Genomic DNA, 15,210 nt, shown 5'->3' on the forward strand with positions numbered 1-15,210 from the left:
GTCGTGCGCCACGGGTCGCCCCTGTGGCGCACGGCGCACCGGTGAGGCCCTCAGGCCCCCGAGCGCCAGGTCCCCTGGGCGACGTCGGGCACGAACTCCGCGACCCGTTCCCGTGTGGCCGGGTCGGTGAGGTCGACCCTTCGGCCCTCCTGGGCTGACAGGTAGGCCGCCATGAGGAGTTCGGTGACGTCCCGGCCGTCGTGCAGGTCCTCCCGCGGTTCCTTGCCGTCCATGAAGCGTTCGGCCATGTGCCGGTTCTCGTCGGTGTAGCCGTAGGTTGCGGCCTCGTCGGGAACCACCGGCATCAGCCCGCCTTCGGCGTTCTGCTTCTCCACCAGGTCCTCGCCGGACCGGCCGGCGATCTCGCGGCTGAGGAACACCCGCGACTCGGTGTCCAGGCTGTTGGAGGACATGGAGTACTCCGGCCCCAGCAGTTCGTAGCTGAGCCGGAGCCCGGCGCCCACGTAGCTCCAGGACGTGGTGGCCTCGGCGACCACGTCGTGGCCGTCGCCGTTGCGGTAGACCACTGTGGCGCGCGCGTAGTCCTCCGCGGGGCGGTTCCGGTAGTCCACCTCCGGGCCGTAGCGGCTGACCAGCTCGTCGGCGTAGTGGGGGCGCGTCCACTTCAGGCAGGCGATGGTGGCTTCCACACTCACCGGCCGCAGCCAGTCCCGGGCGCGGGTGCCGGGCGGGGTGAGGAGGTAGCGGGCGGCCTCGACGCTGTGGCACATCATGTCGTTCAGGACGCCGCCGCCCTGCTTGTCGCCCTGCCAGAACCACGCACTGTGCGGTCCGCTGTGCTCCTCGGCGCAGCGCGCCAGGTAGGGGGATCCGGACGCGGCGGCGCCGCGCGCCCACACCAGTTCGTGGGCGCGGGTGACCCCGGGCGCGAAGACCTGGTTCTCCAAGTAGCCGTGGAGCAGCCCGGCGTCCTGTACGAGGCGCAGGACCTGGTCTGCTTCGGCGACCGTGCGCCCCAGGGGCTTCTCGATGGCGATGCCGCGCAGACCGGCCCGGCCCGAGGAGACCTCTTCGCAGATGGCCCGCACCGTCTCCAGACGCACGTGGTTGGGCGTGGTCACCCACACCGCCTGCACGTCGGGGTCGCGCACCATGGCGCGTACGTCGTCGTAGCCGACGGGGTCGCCCACACGCAGCTGCCGTGCGAGGTCGCAGACCTGTGCCACGGTCTTCGCGTTGCGGCCGCACACCGCCACCACGTCGGCCTCGCGCACCCCGCGGAAGGAACGTGTGTGGAAGTCGGCGATGAACCCGCTGCCGACGATGCCGACGCCGAGTCGGCCGTTCTGTGATGTCACGTTGGAGTCTCCAAATCCGGTGGTTGGCCACGCTGGCGTCGGGTGGGGCGCATGTGGGGGTACGGCTTAGCCGCGTAGGCGCTTCTGTCTGCCGTAGGCGGTCAGGACGATGATCAGCACGATGCCGAAGAGGATCTGGCGCGGTGCGTCGCCCCATTCACCGCCGCCGATCTGCATGGTGCGCAGCAGCGAGTCGAGGACGGTGAGCAGGATGGCGCCGATCACGGTGCCCAGGTAGCCGCCGACGCCGCCGATCAGCGCGGTGCCTCCGATCACCGCGGCCGCGACGCTGTTGAGCATGTAGTCGGCGCCCAGGTTGGTGTAGACGTTCTGGGTGTAGCCGAGAAGCAGCAGCCCGCCCACCCCGGCGAACAGCGAGGACAGCACGTAGGCGGTGAATTTCACCGCGGAGGGGTTGACCCCGGACAGGTACGCCGTGGTGCGGTTGGCCCCCACGGCATAGAGCCGCCATCCGAACGAGCTGCGCCGCAGCAGCCAGATCACCAGGATGGTCAGGCCGAGCCACAGCCACAGGACCCCCGGGATGCCGAAGACCGTGTCGCCGGTGACCAGCTGGTTGAGCAGGGGAGCCGCCGAGCCTTCGGGACGGCCGCCGGTGTAGAGGCGGATGAACCCGGTGACCACGGCGATCATGCCCAGGGTCATGACCAGTGGCGGGACCCTGAACACGAGGACGCCGATCGCGTTGACCACGCCGATCACACAGGCCGAGGCCAGCGCGGCCAGTACGGCGAAGGTGAAACCGTCGTTGCTGCCGTCCATGAAGCGGGACGCGACGATCGCGGACAGCGTCGCCGCAGATCCCACCGACAGGTCGATGCCCTCGCCGCCGGCGATGATCACCAGGGTCTGGCCGATCGCGATCACGCCGAGGAAGGAGGCGACGGTCAGGGTGGTGACGATGTGGCCCCAGCTGGCGAAGGCGGGTGCGTAGAGGCTGGCAGCCGCCCACAGCACCAGGGTGACGGCGCCGGAGATCACCACCGGGTCGCGGGACAGGCGGCGCAAGGGGATGGTGGTGGTCATCGGTGTCCTCCCGTTGCCCCGAGGGTCTTGCCGTTGCGGGCGGTGAGCAGTCCGGCGAGCGCGATCGCGGCGATGATGATGCAGCCGTAGACGAATTCGCGCGCGTTGGTGGGGATCCCGGCGAAGAACACCAGGCCTTGGATGAGTGAGAGGACCACAGCGCCCACCAGGGCACCGCCGACCCCGCCGGATCCGCCGCGCAGCCGGGTCCCGCCGATGACCAGGGCGGCGATCGACCCGAGGGTGAGTTCGGTGCCCAGGGTGGGGTCGCCGGCCCCGGCGTCGGCCAGGAGCGCGACGCCGGCCAGGGCCGCCACCAGGCCGCCCAAGGTGTAGGACAGCACCCGCACCGTCGACACCGGCACCGCTGAGGTGTAGGCGGCGTCGGCGTTGCCGCCCACGGCGTAGAGGTGCTGGCCGAAGCGGTGGCTCCGCAGCAGCCGCCAGCCGAGGAAGAGGGCCAGCAGCAGCACGGCGGGGATCGGCACGTACAGTGCCAGGACCATGCGGTAGGTCTCGGTGAGGACGGGGGACGCCTGGCCGCCCGGTGTCGGCAGTACCAGCAGCGCCAGGCCGCCGAACACCGAGCTGGTGGCGAAGGTCGCCACGATGGGTTGCAGCCGCAGGACCGCCACGACGAGGCCGTTGAACAGTCCGCAGGCGGCCCCGGTGGCCAGGCCCGCGGCCAGGGCCAGGGGCAGGCGCCCGTCATCGCCCTGCATGAGTACCACCGACACCGCCGAGGAGAGGGTGACGATGGTGCCGATCGACAGGTCGATGCCGCCGCCGAGCACGATGATGGTCTGCGCGGCGGCGACGGTGGCCAGGGGGAGGAACGTGGCGAAGCTGGCGCTGAGTCCGTAGGGGGAGAAGAAGCCGGGTTGCAGGGTCGCCGAGGCCGCCACCGTGATCAGTAGCAGGAAGGCCACAGCCAGGGTGGGCATGCGTACGGACAGCACCGCTTGCACCGGCCGCGGCCGGTGTGCCTGCTGGGGGCCGGTCGTGAGGTTCATGGCCGCCCTCCGTCCGGTCCGTCGTCCGTTCCGTGGTCCGGAGCGGGGCCCGGTTCGGGGCCTGGACCCTGCTCCGGGTCGGGCATTTCCGCCGCCGCCTCTGCGCTGTGTGCGGCGGCCACGTCGCCGCCGGTGATGTGCATGGCGCTTGCGATCAGCGTGTCCTCGGTGAGCCGGTCCCCGGAGACCTCGTCGACCACCCGGCCCTCGAACAGGACCAGTACCCGGTCGCACACCTCGACCAGTTCCCGGTCGTCGCTGGAGCTGACCAGCACCGCCGCCCCGGAGGCCGCGAGTTCGGCCACCACCTGGAACATCTCGGCCTTGGCGCCGACGTCGATGCCCTTGGCGGGGTCGTCCATGAGCACCACCGACGGTTCGGTGGGAAACCACTTGCCCACCACGATCTTCTGCTGGTTGCCGCCGGACAGCGTGGAGACCGGGTCGTCCAGTGACCCGTAGCGGGTGTTGATCCGCTCGGCCACCGCGCGGGCGGCGGCGACCTCCCGGCGTCGGAACAGCGCCACCCCCAGGGCCGCGCGCCGGCCCACCGAAGGCAGGGCGAAGTTCTCCAGGATGGGCCGCCCCAGGGCCAACCCCTGGCCGCCGCGGTTGCCGGGGACGTAGCAGAAGCCGGCCCGTACCGCCTGTTTGGGCGAGCGGGGGCGCACCTGTGCTCCGTTCAACAGCACGGTGCCGCCGGTGCGGCGTCCCGCGCCGAACAGGGTTGCCATCAGCTCGGACTGGCCCTGGCCTTGGAGGCCGCCGAGCCCCAGTACCTCGCCCGCGCGGACCTGGAGGGAAAGTCCGTCGAGCCGCGGACCGGTGAGTTCGCGCACTTCGAGGCGCGGGGTGGAGGCCGGTTCTTGATCGGGTGCTTGGCCGGCCGGCTCCTGGTCGGGCGCTTGGCCGGGTGCCTGGTCAGGGGCGGGACGGGAGGCGGCTTCGCCCGACATCAGTTCCACCAGTTCGCGCTCGGGCGTCTCCCCGACCGTCACCGTGGCCACGGCCGTCCCGTTGCGCATCACCGTCGCCCGGTCGCACACGGACAGGATCTCGGCCAGCCGGTGGGTGATGAACAGGACCAGCACGCCGTGCTCACGCAGTTCGGAGACGACCTCGAAGAGCACCTCCACCTGGCCGCGGCGCAGGGAGGCGGTTGCCTCGTCCAGCACCAGGACCTGGGGATCGCGCACCAGCGCCTTGCACACCTCGACGATCTGGCGCTCTCCGGGGTCCAGGTCGCCGGTGCGCTCCCGGGCTGGCACGCGACCGCGGAAAGCGGGGGCGAACCGCTCCAGCCAGGGCAGGGCGCGGGCCAGCGCAGCCCGCCGGTCACGCAACCCGAACCGGGACGGTTCCACCCCGAGCACCAGGTTGTCCAGGACGGTGAAGTCCTCGACCAGCGACAGCTCCTGGTAGACGGCGCTCACCCCGGCGGCCAGGGTGTTGCGGGGCCCTCGGGGCCGCAGGCGCTCGCCCCGCAGGAGAACTTCGCCCGCGTCCGGGGCGACCACCCCGGTGAGTACCTTCAGCAGTGTCGACTTGCCCGAGCCGTTGGGGCCGAGCACGGCGTGCACCGTTCCCGCGTCGGCGCTGAAATCGGCTCCGTCCAGCGCGGTCACGCCTCCGTAGCGTTTGCGCACGCCGCTCATCCGTAGAAACGGCGGTGTGTCCAAGAGTCCTCTCCCTGGTTCTGGGGGCGCGTTCGGCGTCCGGCCGTCGCCTCCGCCCGAGTGGGCGGCCGCGACCGGAGGGTGGCATCCGGGAGGTCACTCGAAGTAGGCGTCGGCTTCTTCCGGGGTGAGCCCGTGGTCCACCGCGTAGGCGTCGTTCTCGTCCTCGACCTCGGCGAACTGCTCGTCGAAGTTGTCGTCGGTGACCGTGTCGGGGATGGGCAGCCAGGCGTTGTTGTCCTCGATGGAGTCCTCGGCGAACTCCTCGCCCTGCAGCATGCGGATCACCACGTGCAGCGCCGAAACCGAGACCGACGGCGGGTTGGGAACGCCGACCGTGGAGAAGTCGCCGTCCTCGCGCTGGGCGTCCCACTCGCGCATGAAGCCCACGCGGGCCTCGCCGGTCATGGTGACGTCGTCCAGCGCGTCCTCGGCCTCCAGCGCCTGGAACGCGCCGAGCGCCATGCCGTCCTGCACGAAGAGCCCGTCGACGTCGGGGTTGCTGGCGATCAGGTCCCGGGTGACCGTCTGGCCCTGGTTCTGGTCCCATTCGGCGTAGTCGTTGGCGACCACTTCCACCCCGGTCTCGTCGAAGACCTCGCTTGCGCCGCCCCAGCGGTCCTCGTTGGCCGGGTGGCCGTCGATGCCGTTGACCGCGATGATCTCGCCGCCCTCGCCGACCTGATCGGCCAGCCACTCAGCTGAGATGGAGGCCCACTCGCTCTGGTCGATGACGACGTTGACCACGTCCTCGGACTCCACGGCCTGGTCGATGGCAACGATCTGGATGCCCTGCTCGGCGGCTTCGGCGAAGACCTGGTCGAGTGCGGTGGGGGAGTTGGGGTTGACGATGATCGCGTCCACGTCGGACCGGATCAGGTTGCGGATCTGCTGGATCTGGCCGTTGACGTCGACGTCGGCGCTCTCCACCACCAGCTCGTCGACCACACCTTCGGCCTCGTACTCCTCGAAGGCCTCCTCGAGCACCGACAGCATCTGCTCGCGCCACTCGCTGCCGATGAAGCCGTTGCTCACGCCGATGGTGAACGGGCCGTCGGCGCCGTCCCCGTCGGCGTCCCCGGTTCCTTCGGGCGTGCTGCAGGCGCCCGCGACGAGCAGCGTGCCCGCGGCGGCCGCGGCGCCAAGTGCGCGGAGTCCGTGCCGACGCCGCCAAGGCATGATCCGGTGCGCATTCGAACCCATGAGGGCCTCCAAGTGCCTGGTTCGGGGGGGTCAGGTGCTGTCGGGGCTGAGGTGCCGCCTTGGTGGGCGCGGCCGTGGACAGCGCACGGTCGATCTGCTCGGGAGCGAGGACACGGTCCAGGGCCAGGCAGTTCACCCTGTGACTGGGGTCACGAACCTACGCACTCTTGTGTCGATCGTCAATGACCTTTTTGTCCATCATCGATAAAAGTCTCGGTTGATCCGAACTTAGGGCGCACAAAAGCAGGGCCGGCGGTGTGCGCACACCGCCGGCCCCGAGCTCAAACCGCTCCTGGTTCTAGGGGGCGGCCGCCGCGCGCTCGGCCAGGCGCTTCCGTTGCGGAACGACCGTGTACTTCGGGTCGGCGGCCGACTGCACCCCCGCCTGGAAGATCCCCAGCCGGGTCACTGCCGAGCCCGCGAGTAGCGCGGCACCGCTCAGCGCCGATACGGCACGACTGCGGCGGCCCACCAGAGCGCCGACCGCGCCCGCCAGCGTGAGGGCCTTCGCCGAGCGCATGAGCGTCCCGGCGCGTCCGGTCTCGTAGGGTTCGCCGACCATGCCCATCCGGCGCTCCATGTACGTGGACAGCGCCGCCTCGGCGACCGCGCCTGCGACCGCGACCCGGCGTGCGGGCGCGCTCTGTTCGGTGGGCGAGACCAACAGGCCCATGCCGCCCGCTGCGGCCGCCGCCGAGGAAGCGAAGACGAACGGCATCTCCCGGTAGCCGTCATGCCAGGCTGGAACGGCGGTGTCACAGATCAGCGGGGCCGTATAGGTGGCCACGAGCGGGCCCATCAGGCCCGCGCTGACCGTCGCGGCCCGCCCGGTCCGGGGGAACCAGCCGGTCGCGGCGGTCACCGCGGCCACGCCCGCCATCGGGCCGTATCCCATCAGGAACCAGGAACCCACGCTCATCGGCGAGGTCGGTTTGAACACCCGCAGCATGTTGAGGAAGCGCTCGGGGCGGCCGAGGTCGTGGATGAGGGCAGCCGTCGATCCGGAGATCGCCGCCAGCGCAACGTACTTCAGCGGTCGTGCCAGGTCGGGGCGCCCGGTGGCCTCTGCCCCCGCGGCCAGGACCGACGAGCCCCCGGCGAGCCCGCCCAGGAAGAGGTATCCGCCGATGTCCCGGGCCTCCCACACGATCTGGTTCAGGATCGGGCGCCCGTAGTAGGAGCTGAACTCCGCGTCGGGCACGCGGGTCTGCTCCCCGCCTTTACGCCCCCCGCCGCGTCGGCCGGACCCTTGCCGGGGCACGGCCGTGTCGGCCGCGCCGGTGATCGCGTGCCGGCCCTCGTCACTGGCCTTCTCGCCGGACGTCTCGGGTGTCGTCATCGTCGCCTCCCCACGAACGCGGCCGCCGCACCTGCCAGCAACACGGCCGCGGCCGCCCCCGCGTGCCGCCACATCGACGGCAGGTCCCGGGTCGTGACCACCGGGTCCGGCGGCAGCCCGTAGACCTCCGGCTCGTCCAACAGAAGGAAGAAGGCACCCGCACCGTCGACGCCGTTATCGGGGTCCTCCCCGTACAGCTGGGCGGAGGAGACCCCCGCGCCGTGTAGATCCGCCAACCGCTGGTCGGCTCGCTCCCGCAGCTCGTCCAGGTCACCGAACTGGATCGAGTCAGTGGGGCACGCTTGAGCACAGGCGGGCTGCATACCTTCACCGATCCGGTCGTAGCAGAGCGTGCACTTCCACGCCCGGCCGTCGACCTCCCTGCGGTCGATCACCCCGTAGGGGCAGGCCGGGACGCAGTAACCGCAGCCGTTGCAGATGTCCTCCTGGACGACCACGGTGTCGAACTCGGTGCGGAACAGGGCACCGGTGGGGCACACGTCCAGGCAGGCCGCGCTCGTGCAGTGCTTGCACACGTCCGAGGACATCAGCCACCGGAAGTCTCCCGGGCCCTCCGACGGGGTTGCGGAGTCCTCTCCGGCCTGTTGACCAGGGAGGGAGAACGAGGGCATCCCCAAGTCGACGGGGCCGGCGGCGGTGCGTCCCACCCCCGGATCCTGGTGACCCAAGGGCTTGCGCTGCTCGATGAAGGCCACGTGGCGCCAGGTGTCGGCACCCAGCCCGCCGCTGTTGTCGAAGGACATGCCCGTGAAGTCGAGCCCGTCCTCGGGGACCAGGTTCCACTCCTTGCAGGCCACCTCACAGGCCTTGCAGCCGATACAGACACTGGTGTCGGTGAAGAAACCCAGGCGGGGACGGTCTTCCTCCGCCGGTTCCCTTGGTCGGCCATCAGCGGTCATGGTCACGCCTCCGTTCCGGTCTGTTGCGTGATGCCGGCCCGGCGCCGGTACTCCTCGACCATCTCCACCCGGTCCGGGCCTCTGGGACGCCGACCGGGCCTGATGTCGGCGGTGAGCGCCTTGACTTCCTGGATGTGCACGTTGGGGTCCAAGGACATGGACATCAGCTCGTTGGCCGCGTCACCGGTCGCGTATCCGTTGGGACCCCAGTGGTAGGGCATGCCGATCTGGTGGACCGGGCGTCCCTGTACCCGCAGCGGGGCCATCCGGTCGGTGACCAGTACTCGCGCCTCGACGGCGTTGCGTGCGGTGACGACGGTGGCCCACCCGCCGTGCTCCAGCTCCCGCTCCGCGGCCAGCTCGGGGCTGACCTCGCAGAAGAACTCGGGCTGCAGCTCGGCCAGGTAAGGGGTCCAACGGCTCATACCCCCCGCGGTGAAGTGCTCGGTGAGCCGGTAGGTCGTCAGCACGTAGGGGTAGACGTCCGCGCCCGGGCTTCCAGCGGCGGGGTGGTAAGGGTTGAGCTCGTGCGGGAAGAGCAGCCGGGTCGGGTTGCGCTCGTGCCCGTACAGCGGGTTGGTGAACGGGGTGTCCTGTGGCTCGTAGTGCGTGGGCATGGGGCCGTCGTTCAGTCCTGCCGGAGCGAACAGCCACCCCTTGCCGTCGGCCTGCATGATGAAGGCGTCGACCCCGCTCAGCGCTTCCACCCCCGCGGCGTCTTGGGAAGGCCGATAGCCGGGCGCCTTGTCGGGTTCGAAGTCGGCGACGTCGTGTCCGATCCACCGGCCCCGCTCCGCGTCCCACCACACCAGGGCCTTGCGCTGACTCCACGGCCGCCCTTGCGCGTCGGCCGAGGCCCGGTTGTAGAGGATGCGCCGGTTGTCGGGCCAGGACCACGCCCACTCGGCGGCGATCCAGTCCTGTTCCCTGCCGGGCTTCTTGCGCGCCGCCTGGTTGACGCCGTCCTTGAAGACGCCGCAGTAGATCCAGCACCCGCACGAGGTCGAGCCGTCCTCGCGCAGCTGGGTGTAGCGGTCCAGTGCGCGGCCCTCGGCGTCGTGCCCGTTGATCTCCCGAAGGACCGCTTCGGCCTCGGGCTCCTCGCCCTCCTCCAAGGGGTAGTCCCAAGTGAGGTCGAGGATCGGGCGGTTCTTGGGGTCCTCGGACTCGGCGAGCTCTTGGCGGATGAGGCGCCCCAGGTGGTACATGAACCACAGGTCGCTGCGCCGGTCACCGCTCGGGAGGACCGCGCGGTCGTGCCACTGCAGTGTCCTGTTGGTGTTGGTGAAGGTGCCCGACTTCTCCGTGTGCGCGGCGGCGGGGAAGAAGAACACCTCTGTGGCGATGTCCTCGGTGCGCATCTCGCCGGACTCGATCTCGGGCCCGTCCTGCCACCAGGTGGCGCTCTCGATGAGCGAGAAGTCGCGGACCACCAGCCAGTCCAGGTTGGCCATGCCGAAGCGCTGGGCCCGGCTGTTGGCCGAACCGACCGCCGGGTTCTCCCCCATGAGGAAGTAGCCCTTGCAGACCCCCGCGATCTGTTCCATGACCGTGTCGTAGGTGCTGTGCGAACCGGTGAGCCGGGGGACGTACTCGAAGCAGAAGTCGTTGTCCGCCGTGGCGTGCTCGCCCCACCACGCCTTGAGCAGGCTGACCGTGTAGGACCGCATCTGCGACCAGAACCCCTTGTGCGGGTACCCGGCCGCCATGACGTAGCCGTCCAGGTCCTGTTCCTCGTGTGCGTGCGGCATGGGCAGATATCCGGGCAGCAGGTCGAACAGGGTGGGGACATCGCTGGACCCCTGGATGCTGGCGTGTCCGCGCAGTGCCTGGATGCCGCCGCCGGGACGGCCGATGTTGCCCAGCAGCAGCTGGAGGATCGACGCGGTCCGGATGTACTGGGAACCCACGGTGTGCTGGGTCCACCCGACCGCGTAGCAGAACGCGCTGGTCAGGTCCGGCCCCGAGTTCTCGGTCAGGTGGTCGCAGACACGGCGGAAGACGTCCTGAGGGATACCGCAGATCTCCTCCACCATTTGCGGGGTATACCGCGAGTAGTGCCTCTTGAGGATCTGGAACACGCAGCGCGGGTCGGTGAGCGTCCGGTCCTCGCGGCCCGCATCGCGGATCACCGCTCCGCCCGCGCCCTGCTGCTCCGGGCGCCCCGCGTGACTGGTGCCGGGACCATCCTCCTTGCGCGTGCGGTGCAGCTGGTTGCGGTCCCCGGCGGCCGCGGCCACCTCGGTGCCCTCGTAGCTCCAGGAGGAAACGTCGTAGGCGCGGTCCTTCTCGGAGAACCCGGAAAACACGCCGTCCAGGTCCTCGGTGTCCTGGAAATCCTCCCCGACGACCGTCGAGGCGTTGGTGTACTCCACGACGTAGTCGCGGAAGTACTTCTCCTCGGTCAGGACGTGGTTGATGATCGCCCCGAGGAAAGCGATGTCGGTACCCGCACGGATGGGAACGTGCAGGTCGGCCAGCGCGCTGGTGCGGCTGAACCGGGGATCGACGTGGATGACGACCGCGCCGCGCGCCTTGGCCTCCATCACCCACTGGAAGCCCACGGGATGGGCCTCGGCGAAGTTGGAGCCCTCGATCACAATGCAGTCGGAGTTCTGCAAGTCCTGGAGGAACATGGTGGCGCCGCCCCGCCCGAAGGACGTCCCCAGCCCCGCGACGGTGGAGCTGTGGCACACCCGCGCCTGGTTCTCGACCTGGATGACTCCGAGGGCGGTGAGGAGCTTCTTGATGAGATAGTTCTCCTCGTTGTCCAGGGTCGCGCCGCCCAGGCTCGCGATACCGAGCGTGCGGGCCACGCGCTGACCGTCGTGCTCCTGTTCCCAGGTCTCCTCCCGGGTCCGGATCACCCGCTCCGCGACCATGCGCATGGCGGTGTCCAGATCGAGCTCCTCCCAGTCACGGCCGTACGGGGGACGGTAGAGCACTCTGTCGCGCCTGGCCGAGCCGGTGGTGAGCTGGAGGCTGGCGGAGCCCTTGGGGCAGAGCCTGCCGCGGCTCACAGGGGAGTCGGGGTCCCCCTCGATCTGGATGACCTGCTCGTCGCGGACGAAGACGTTCTGTCCGCACCCCACAGCGCAGTAAGGGCAGACTGACTTCACCACGCGGTCGGCCTCCGCCGTGCGCGGACGCAATGCCTCGCTGCGCTCGGACTTGGCCGCTGCACCGAGGCCCATCCTGTCCGTGCCGGTCACCTGCCGAAGGACCGGCCACGAAGCCAACCAGTTCCACACACCCATTGGCACACCCCCGGGCCCGAGACTGGCGCGGGCCATCGACGTGTCCCGCGCCGTTCCGGAAGATCAGGGCACGGCTTCCTACCGTGCGACGGATCGGGGACGGAGGCGAGGCGACACGCCTACGCCGGGCCGACCCGACCGGTGGGGATGGTTTCCCTTGACCGGGGGCCGGGCAGTGCCGCCAGCAGGGACCCAATCATCGGGGGGTGAGAGCGGTGCCTGGAATAGACGAACTCCCGGACACCCTGCGCCGGTCGCCGGAGAAGGCGCAGCGCACCTGGATCGAGGCGCACGACAACGCGGTCCGGCAGTACGGGGAGGGTGAGCGGGCGCACCGGGTCGCCTTCGCCGCCGTCAAGCGCACGTTCGAAAAGGTCGGCGACCGCTGGGAGCCGAAGCAGGCCAAGGGCCCGTCGGACGCGCAGGCCGAGAACCCCAGGGCCGGTCAGCGCGCGGGCGGGGACTTGCCGACCGCTGGCGGGGTCGACGCCAACGCCACCAAGGGCCACCTCTACAAGCGGGCCAGGCAGCTCGGTCTGCCCGGCAGGTCCCGGATGACCAAGGACGAACTGGTGGACGCCCTCCAGAAGGAGAGCGACCGCCGCACCGCGGGGTCCGGTGGATCCGCGTGAACCGCGCTACACCCGTCCCGGCACAGGTGCCGAGACGATCGAGGAGGACGGGACATGGTGCAGAACGTCGCCAACCATCTGCTGCGGCGGCTGTCGCAATGGGGTGTCACCGAAGTATTCGGATACCCGGGGGACAGCGTCAACGGGCTCGTGGCGGAGATGGCGCGAGTAGAGGACGGACCGCGGTTCATCCAGAGCCGCCACGAGGAGATGTCGGCCTTCGAAGCGGTCGGCTACGCCAAGTTCGGCGGCCGCTTCGGCGTGTGTATGGCCACGGGCGGCCCCGGGGCGATCCACCTTCTCAACGGCCTCTACGACGCCAAACTCGACCACGTACCGGTCGTGTCGGTGATAGGCCAGGCCAGTCGCAGCGCCATGGGCGGCGCGTACCAGCAGGAGATCGACCTGCACAGCCTGTTCAAGGACGTCTCCAGCGCTTTCCTCGAGACCGTCAACGTCCCCGAACAGCTGCCCAACGTCCTGGACCGGGCGATACGCACGGCTCTCGCGGAGCGGGCACCGACCACCGTGATCATCCCGGCGGACGTTCAGGAACTCGACTACTCACCGCCGGAACACGCCTTCAAGCACGTGCCGTCCAGCGCACCCGACCGGGTGGCCGGCGGTGGTTCGGTGCTGCCGCCCGACTCCGAGCTGGACCGGGCCGCCGACGTACTCAACGCCGGTGAGCGGATCGCCATCCTGGTCGGCCAGGGTGCGAGGGGAGCCGCGGACGAGGTGCTCCGGCTCGCCGACGCGACCGGCGCGGGTATCGCCAAGGCCCTCCTGGGCAAGGATGTCCTGTCCGACGACCTGCCGCAGGTCACCGGTGCTATCGGGCTGCTGGGCACCCGCCCTTCCTGGGAGCTGATGCGCGACTGCGACACCCTGCTGATCGTGGGGTCCAACCTGCCCTACACCCAGTTCCTGCCGCCCTTCGGCAGACGGGCGGTGGAGATCGACATCGACCCGCGGTTCATCGGCATGCGCTACCCGACCGAAGTGAACCTGGTGGGCGACGCCGCGGGCACTGTGCGCGGGTTGCTGGACCGCCTCGTCCCGGACCCGAAGCTGAAGAAGGGCCGGGACCGCTGGAGGGGGACGGTCGAGGACAACGTCCAACGCTGGTGGAGTGTCCTGGAAGCCCAGGCCGGGGTCAGTGCTGACCCGGTCAATCCGATGCTCGTGGTGCACGAACTCTCGCCGCGTCTGCCGAGCGACGCCGTGGTCACCGCCGACTCCGGTTCGGCCACCAACTGGTATGCGCGCTTCCTGCGGATGGGCGCGCACAACCGCGGTTCGCTCTCGGGCACACTCGCCACCATGGGGTGCGCCGTGCCCTACTCGATCGGCGCCAAGCTCGCCGCCCCAGACCGTCCCGCCGTGGCCCTGGTGGGCGACGGCGCGATGCAGATGAACGGGTTGACGGAGCTGTTGACGGCCCGGCGCTACCAGGACCTGTGGGACAACCCGACGCTGGTCGTGTGTGTCCTGCACAATAACGACCTCAACCAGGTCACCTGGGAGCTGCGGGCGATGGCGGGATCCCCGAAGACCTCCTACTCCCAGGATCTGCCCGACATGTCCTACGCGGAGTTCGCCGAGTCGGTGGGCCTGGTGGGGATCCGCGTGGACCGGCCGGAGGACGTCGGCCCGGCGTGGGACCGTGCACTGGCCGCTGACCGGCCGGTCGTGCTCGACGTGCACTGCGACGGGGACGTGCCGCCGATCCCGCCGGAGGCAGAATGGGATCAGATCGCCGACATGCTCAGGTCCATGCTCGGGGGCGATCCCGACCGCAAGGGAGTGGTGGCCAAGGGGCTGGCCACCAAGATCCAGGAGTTCCTGCCGCACAGCCGGTAGACGCACGGGCCAGTGGGCGCAGGAAAGGGGTGGGGCGTCGGCCCCACCCCCGTGCTCGGCTTCCGCCGGGCTCAGCTCCCCTGGATCTCCCCGCCGGTCGGTGTCAGCGTCTCGCCCGTGTAGAAGGACGAGAGCCGGTCACTGGCGAAGAAGACGTAGGACGGCGCGATCTCGTCGGGATCCGCGGCCCGCCCCATCGGGGCCTGCTTCCCGAAACCCTCGGCGCCCTTGGCCCCGAGCGTGGACGGGATGAGCGGTGTCCACACCGGCCCGGGCGCCACACAGTTCACGCGCACACCCCGGTCCATCAGCACCTGGGACAGTGACAGCGACAGGTTCATGACGGCGGACTTGCTCGACGCGTAGTCGATCAGCGACTTGTTGCCCCGCAGGCCGTTGATCGACCCGGTGATGATGATCGAGCCGCCGTCGGGGATGTGCGGCAGGGCTTCACGCACCGTCCAGAAGACCCCCATCACGTTGACGTCGAAGGTGCGCCGCAGCTGCTCCGTGGTCAGATCGGTGAACTCCTCCACCGGGCTCTGCGTGGCCGCGTGCTCCACGAGGACGTCGATCCCGCCCAGCTCCCCGACAGCACGCTCCACGAGGTGGGCGCAGTGCGACTCGTCGGCAACGTCGCCCCGGACGCCTACGGCGCGGCGCCCCTCCTTCTGCACCAAGCCGACCGTGTGCCGGGCTTCAGCATCCTCGCTCAGGTAGCCGAAGACGACGTCGGCGCCCTCCTTGGCGAAGGCCACGGCGACGGCCCGGCCTATCCCGGAGTCGCCGCCGGTGATCAGGGCACGTTTGCCCTCGAGCAGCCCCCGGCCCTCGTAGCCGCGCATCTCGTCGCGCGGCTGCGGGTCCATCGGCTCGGTCCGGCCCGGATGCGGTTGCTCCTGGGCCGGTGGATGTCTCCCGTTCATGGACGGCCTCCCTTC

General features: G+C 70.1%; 11 protein-coding genes. 2 read left to right on the forward strand and 9 right to left on the reverse strand.

From position 1 onward, the window contains the following. Positions 1–50: 50 nt before the first annotated feature. The 8 genes from ACYVDG_RS05280 to fdh all read right to left on the reverse strand — a co-directional run bounded on the left by ACYVDG_RS05280 (position 51) and on the right by fdh (position 11,774). The gene (locus ACYVDG_RS05280; RefSeq protein ID WP_460747172.1) at positions 51–1,319 is read right to left on the reverse strand and encodes a Gfo/Idh/MocA family protein; all 1,269 of its coding nucleotides are present in this window, start codon (positions 1,317–1,319) and stop codon (positions 51–53) included. A 66-nt stretch (positions 1,320–1,385) separates the two neighbouring features. Continuing rightward, positions 1,386–2,366: an ABC transporter permease gene (locus ACYVDG_RS05285; RefSeq protein ID WP_460747173.1), complete on the reverse strand. Its 981-nt coding sequence runs from the start codon at positions 2,364–2,366 to the stop codon at positions 1,386–1,388. Continuing rightward, positions 2,363–3,379 (reverse strand): ABC transporter permease, encoded by a 1,017-nt coding sequence (locus tag ACYVDG_RS05290; protein WP_460747175.1) that lies wholly within the window; start codon positions 3,377–3,379, stop codon positions 2,363–2,365. The genes ACYVDG_RS05285 and ACYVDG_RS05290 overlap by 4 nt, the downstream gene beginning before the upstream one ends. Then, positions 3,376–5,058: a sugar ABC transporter ATP-binding protein gene (locus ACYVDG_RS05295; RefSeq protein WP_460747177.1), complete on the reverse strand. Its 1,683-nt coding sequence runs from the start codon at positions 5,056–5,058 to the stop codon at positions 3,376–3,378. Before ACYVDG_RS05295 ends, ACYVDG_RS05290 begins: the two co-directional genes overlap by 4 nt. Before the next feature lie 93 nt (positions 5,059–5,151). Next, positions 5,152–6,258, reverse strand: a complete 1,107-nt coding sequence (locus ACYVDG_RS05300) for a substrate-binding domain-containing protein (RefSeq protein ID WP_460747178.1) — start codon at positions 6,256–6,258, stop codon at positions 5,152–5,154. Between the two features lie 298 nt (positions 6,259–6,556). After that, entirely contained in the window at positions 6,557–7,597 is a 1,041-nt protein-coding gene (gene nrfD / locus ACYVDG_RS05305; protein ID WP_460747179.1) for an NrfD/PsrC family molybdoenzyme membrane anchor subunit, read from the reverse strand. Next, entirely contained in the window at positions 7,594–8,517 is a 924-nt protein-coding gene (locus ACYVDG_RS05310; RefSeq protein WP_460747180.1) for a 4Fe-4S dicluster domain-containing protein, read from the reverse strand. The genes nrfD and ACYVDG_RS05310 overlap by 4 nt, the downstream gene beginning before the upstream one ends. Positions 8,518–8,519: 2 nt before the next feature. Further along, on the reverse strand, positions 8,520–11,774 hold the full coding sequence (fdh, locus tag ACYVDG_RS05315; protein ID WP_460747181.1) for a formate dehydrogenase: 3,255 nt from the start codon (positions 11,772–11,774) through the stop codon (positions 8,520–8,522). Between the two features lie 215 nt (positions 11,775–11,989). Between fdh and ACYVDG_RS05320 the strand changes: the two genes are divergently transcribed. Together ACYVDG_RS05320 and ACYVDG_RS05325 are read left to right on the forward strand one after the other, a co-directional pair. Next, on the forward strand, positions 11,990–12,406 hold the full coding sequence (locus ACYVDG_RS05320) for a ChaB family protein (RefSeq protein ID WP_460747182.1): 417 nt from the start codon (positions 11,990–11,992) through the stop codon (positions 12,404–12,406). A 54-nt stretch (positions 12,407–12,460) separates the two neighbouring features. Further along, on the forward strand, positions 12,461–14,269 hold the full coding sequence (locus ACYVDG_RS05325; protein ID WP_460747183.1) for a thiamine pyrophosphate-requiring protein: 1,809 nt from the start codon (positions 12,461–12,463) through the stop codon (positions 14,267–14,269). A gap of 71 nt (positions 14,270–14,340) precedes the next feature. Here ACYVDG_RS05325 and ACYVDG_RS05330 read toward each other — a convergent pair whose 3' ends face one another. Beyond that, on the reverse strand, positions 14,341–15,195 hold the full coding sequence (locus ACYVDG_RS05330) for an SDR family oxidoreductase (protein WP_460747184.1): 855 nt from the start codon (positions 15,193–15,195) through the stop codon (positions 14,341–14,343). Positions 15,196–15,210 lie beyond the last annotated feature (15 nt).

Source organism: Nocardiopsis oceani, assembly GCF_054777395.1.

Excerpts from the sequence above, each read along its gene's own strand:
- ACYVDG_RS05310 (WP_460747180.1), bottom strand. The coding sequence starts at position 8,517 with ATGACCGCTGATGGCCGACCAAGGGAACCGGCGGAGGAAGACCGTCCC.
- ACYVDG_RS05300 (WP_460747178.1), bottom strand. The coding sequence starts at position 6,258 with ATGGGTTCGAATGCGCACCGGATCATGCCTTGGCGGCGTCGGCACGGA.
- fdh (WP_460747181.1), bottom strand. The coding sequence starts at position 11,774 with ATGGGTGTGTGGAACTGGTTGGCTTCGTGGCCGGTCCTTCGGCAGGTG.
- ACYVDG_RS05325 (WP_460747183.1), top strand. The coding sequence starts at position 12,461 with ATGGTGCAGAACGTCGCCAACCATCTGCTGCGGCGGCTGTCGCAATGG.
- ACYVDG_RS05290 (WP_460747175.1), bottom strand. The coding sequence starts at position 3,379 with ATGAACCTCACGACCGGCCCCCAGCAGGCACACCGGCCGCGGCCGGTG.
- nrfD (WP_460747179.1), bottom strand. The coding sequence starts at position 7,597 with ATGACGACACCCGAGACGTCCGGCGAGAAGGCCAGTGACGAGGGCCGG.
- ACYVDG_RS05285 (WP_460747173.1), bottom strand. The coding sequence starts at position 2,366 with ATGACCACCACCATCCCCTTGCGCCGCCTGTCCCGCGACCCGGTGGTG.
- ACYVDG_RS05330 (WP_460747184.1), bottom strand. The coding sequence starts at position 15,195 with ATGAACGGGAGACATCCACCGGCCCAGGAGCAACCGCATCCGGGCCGG.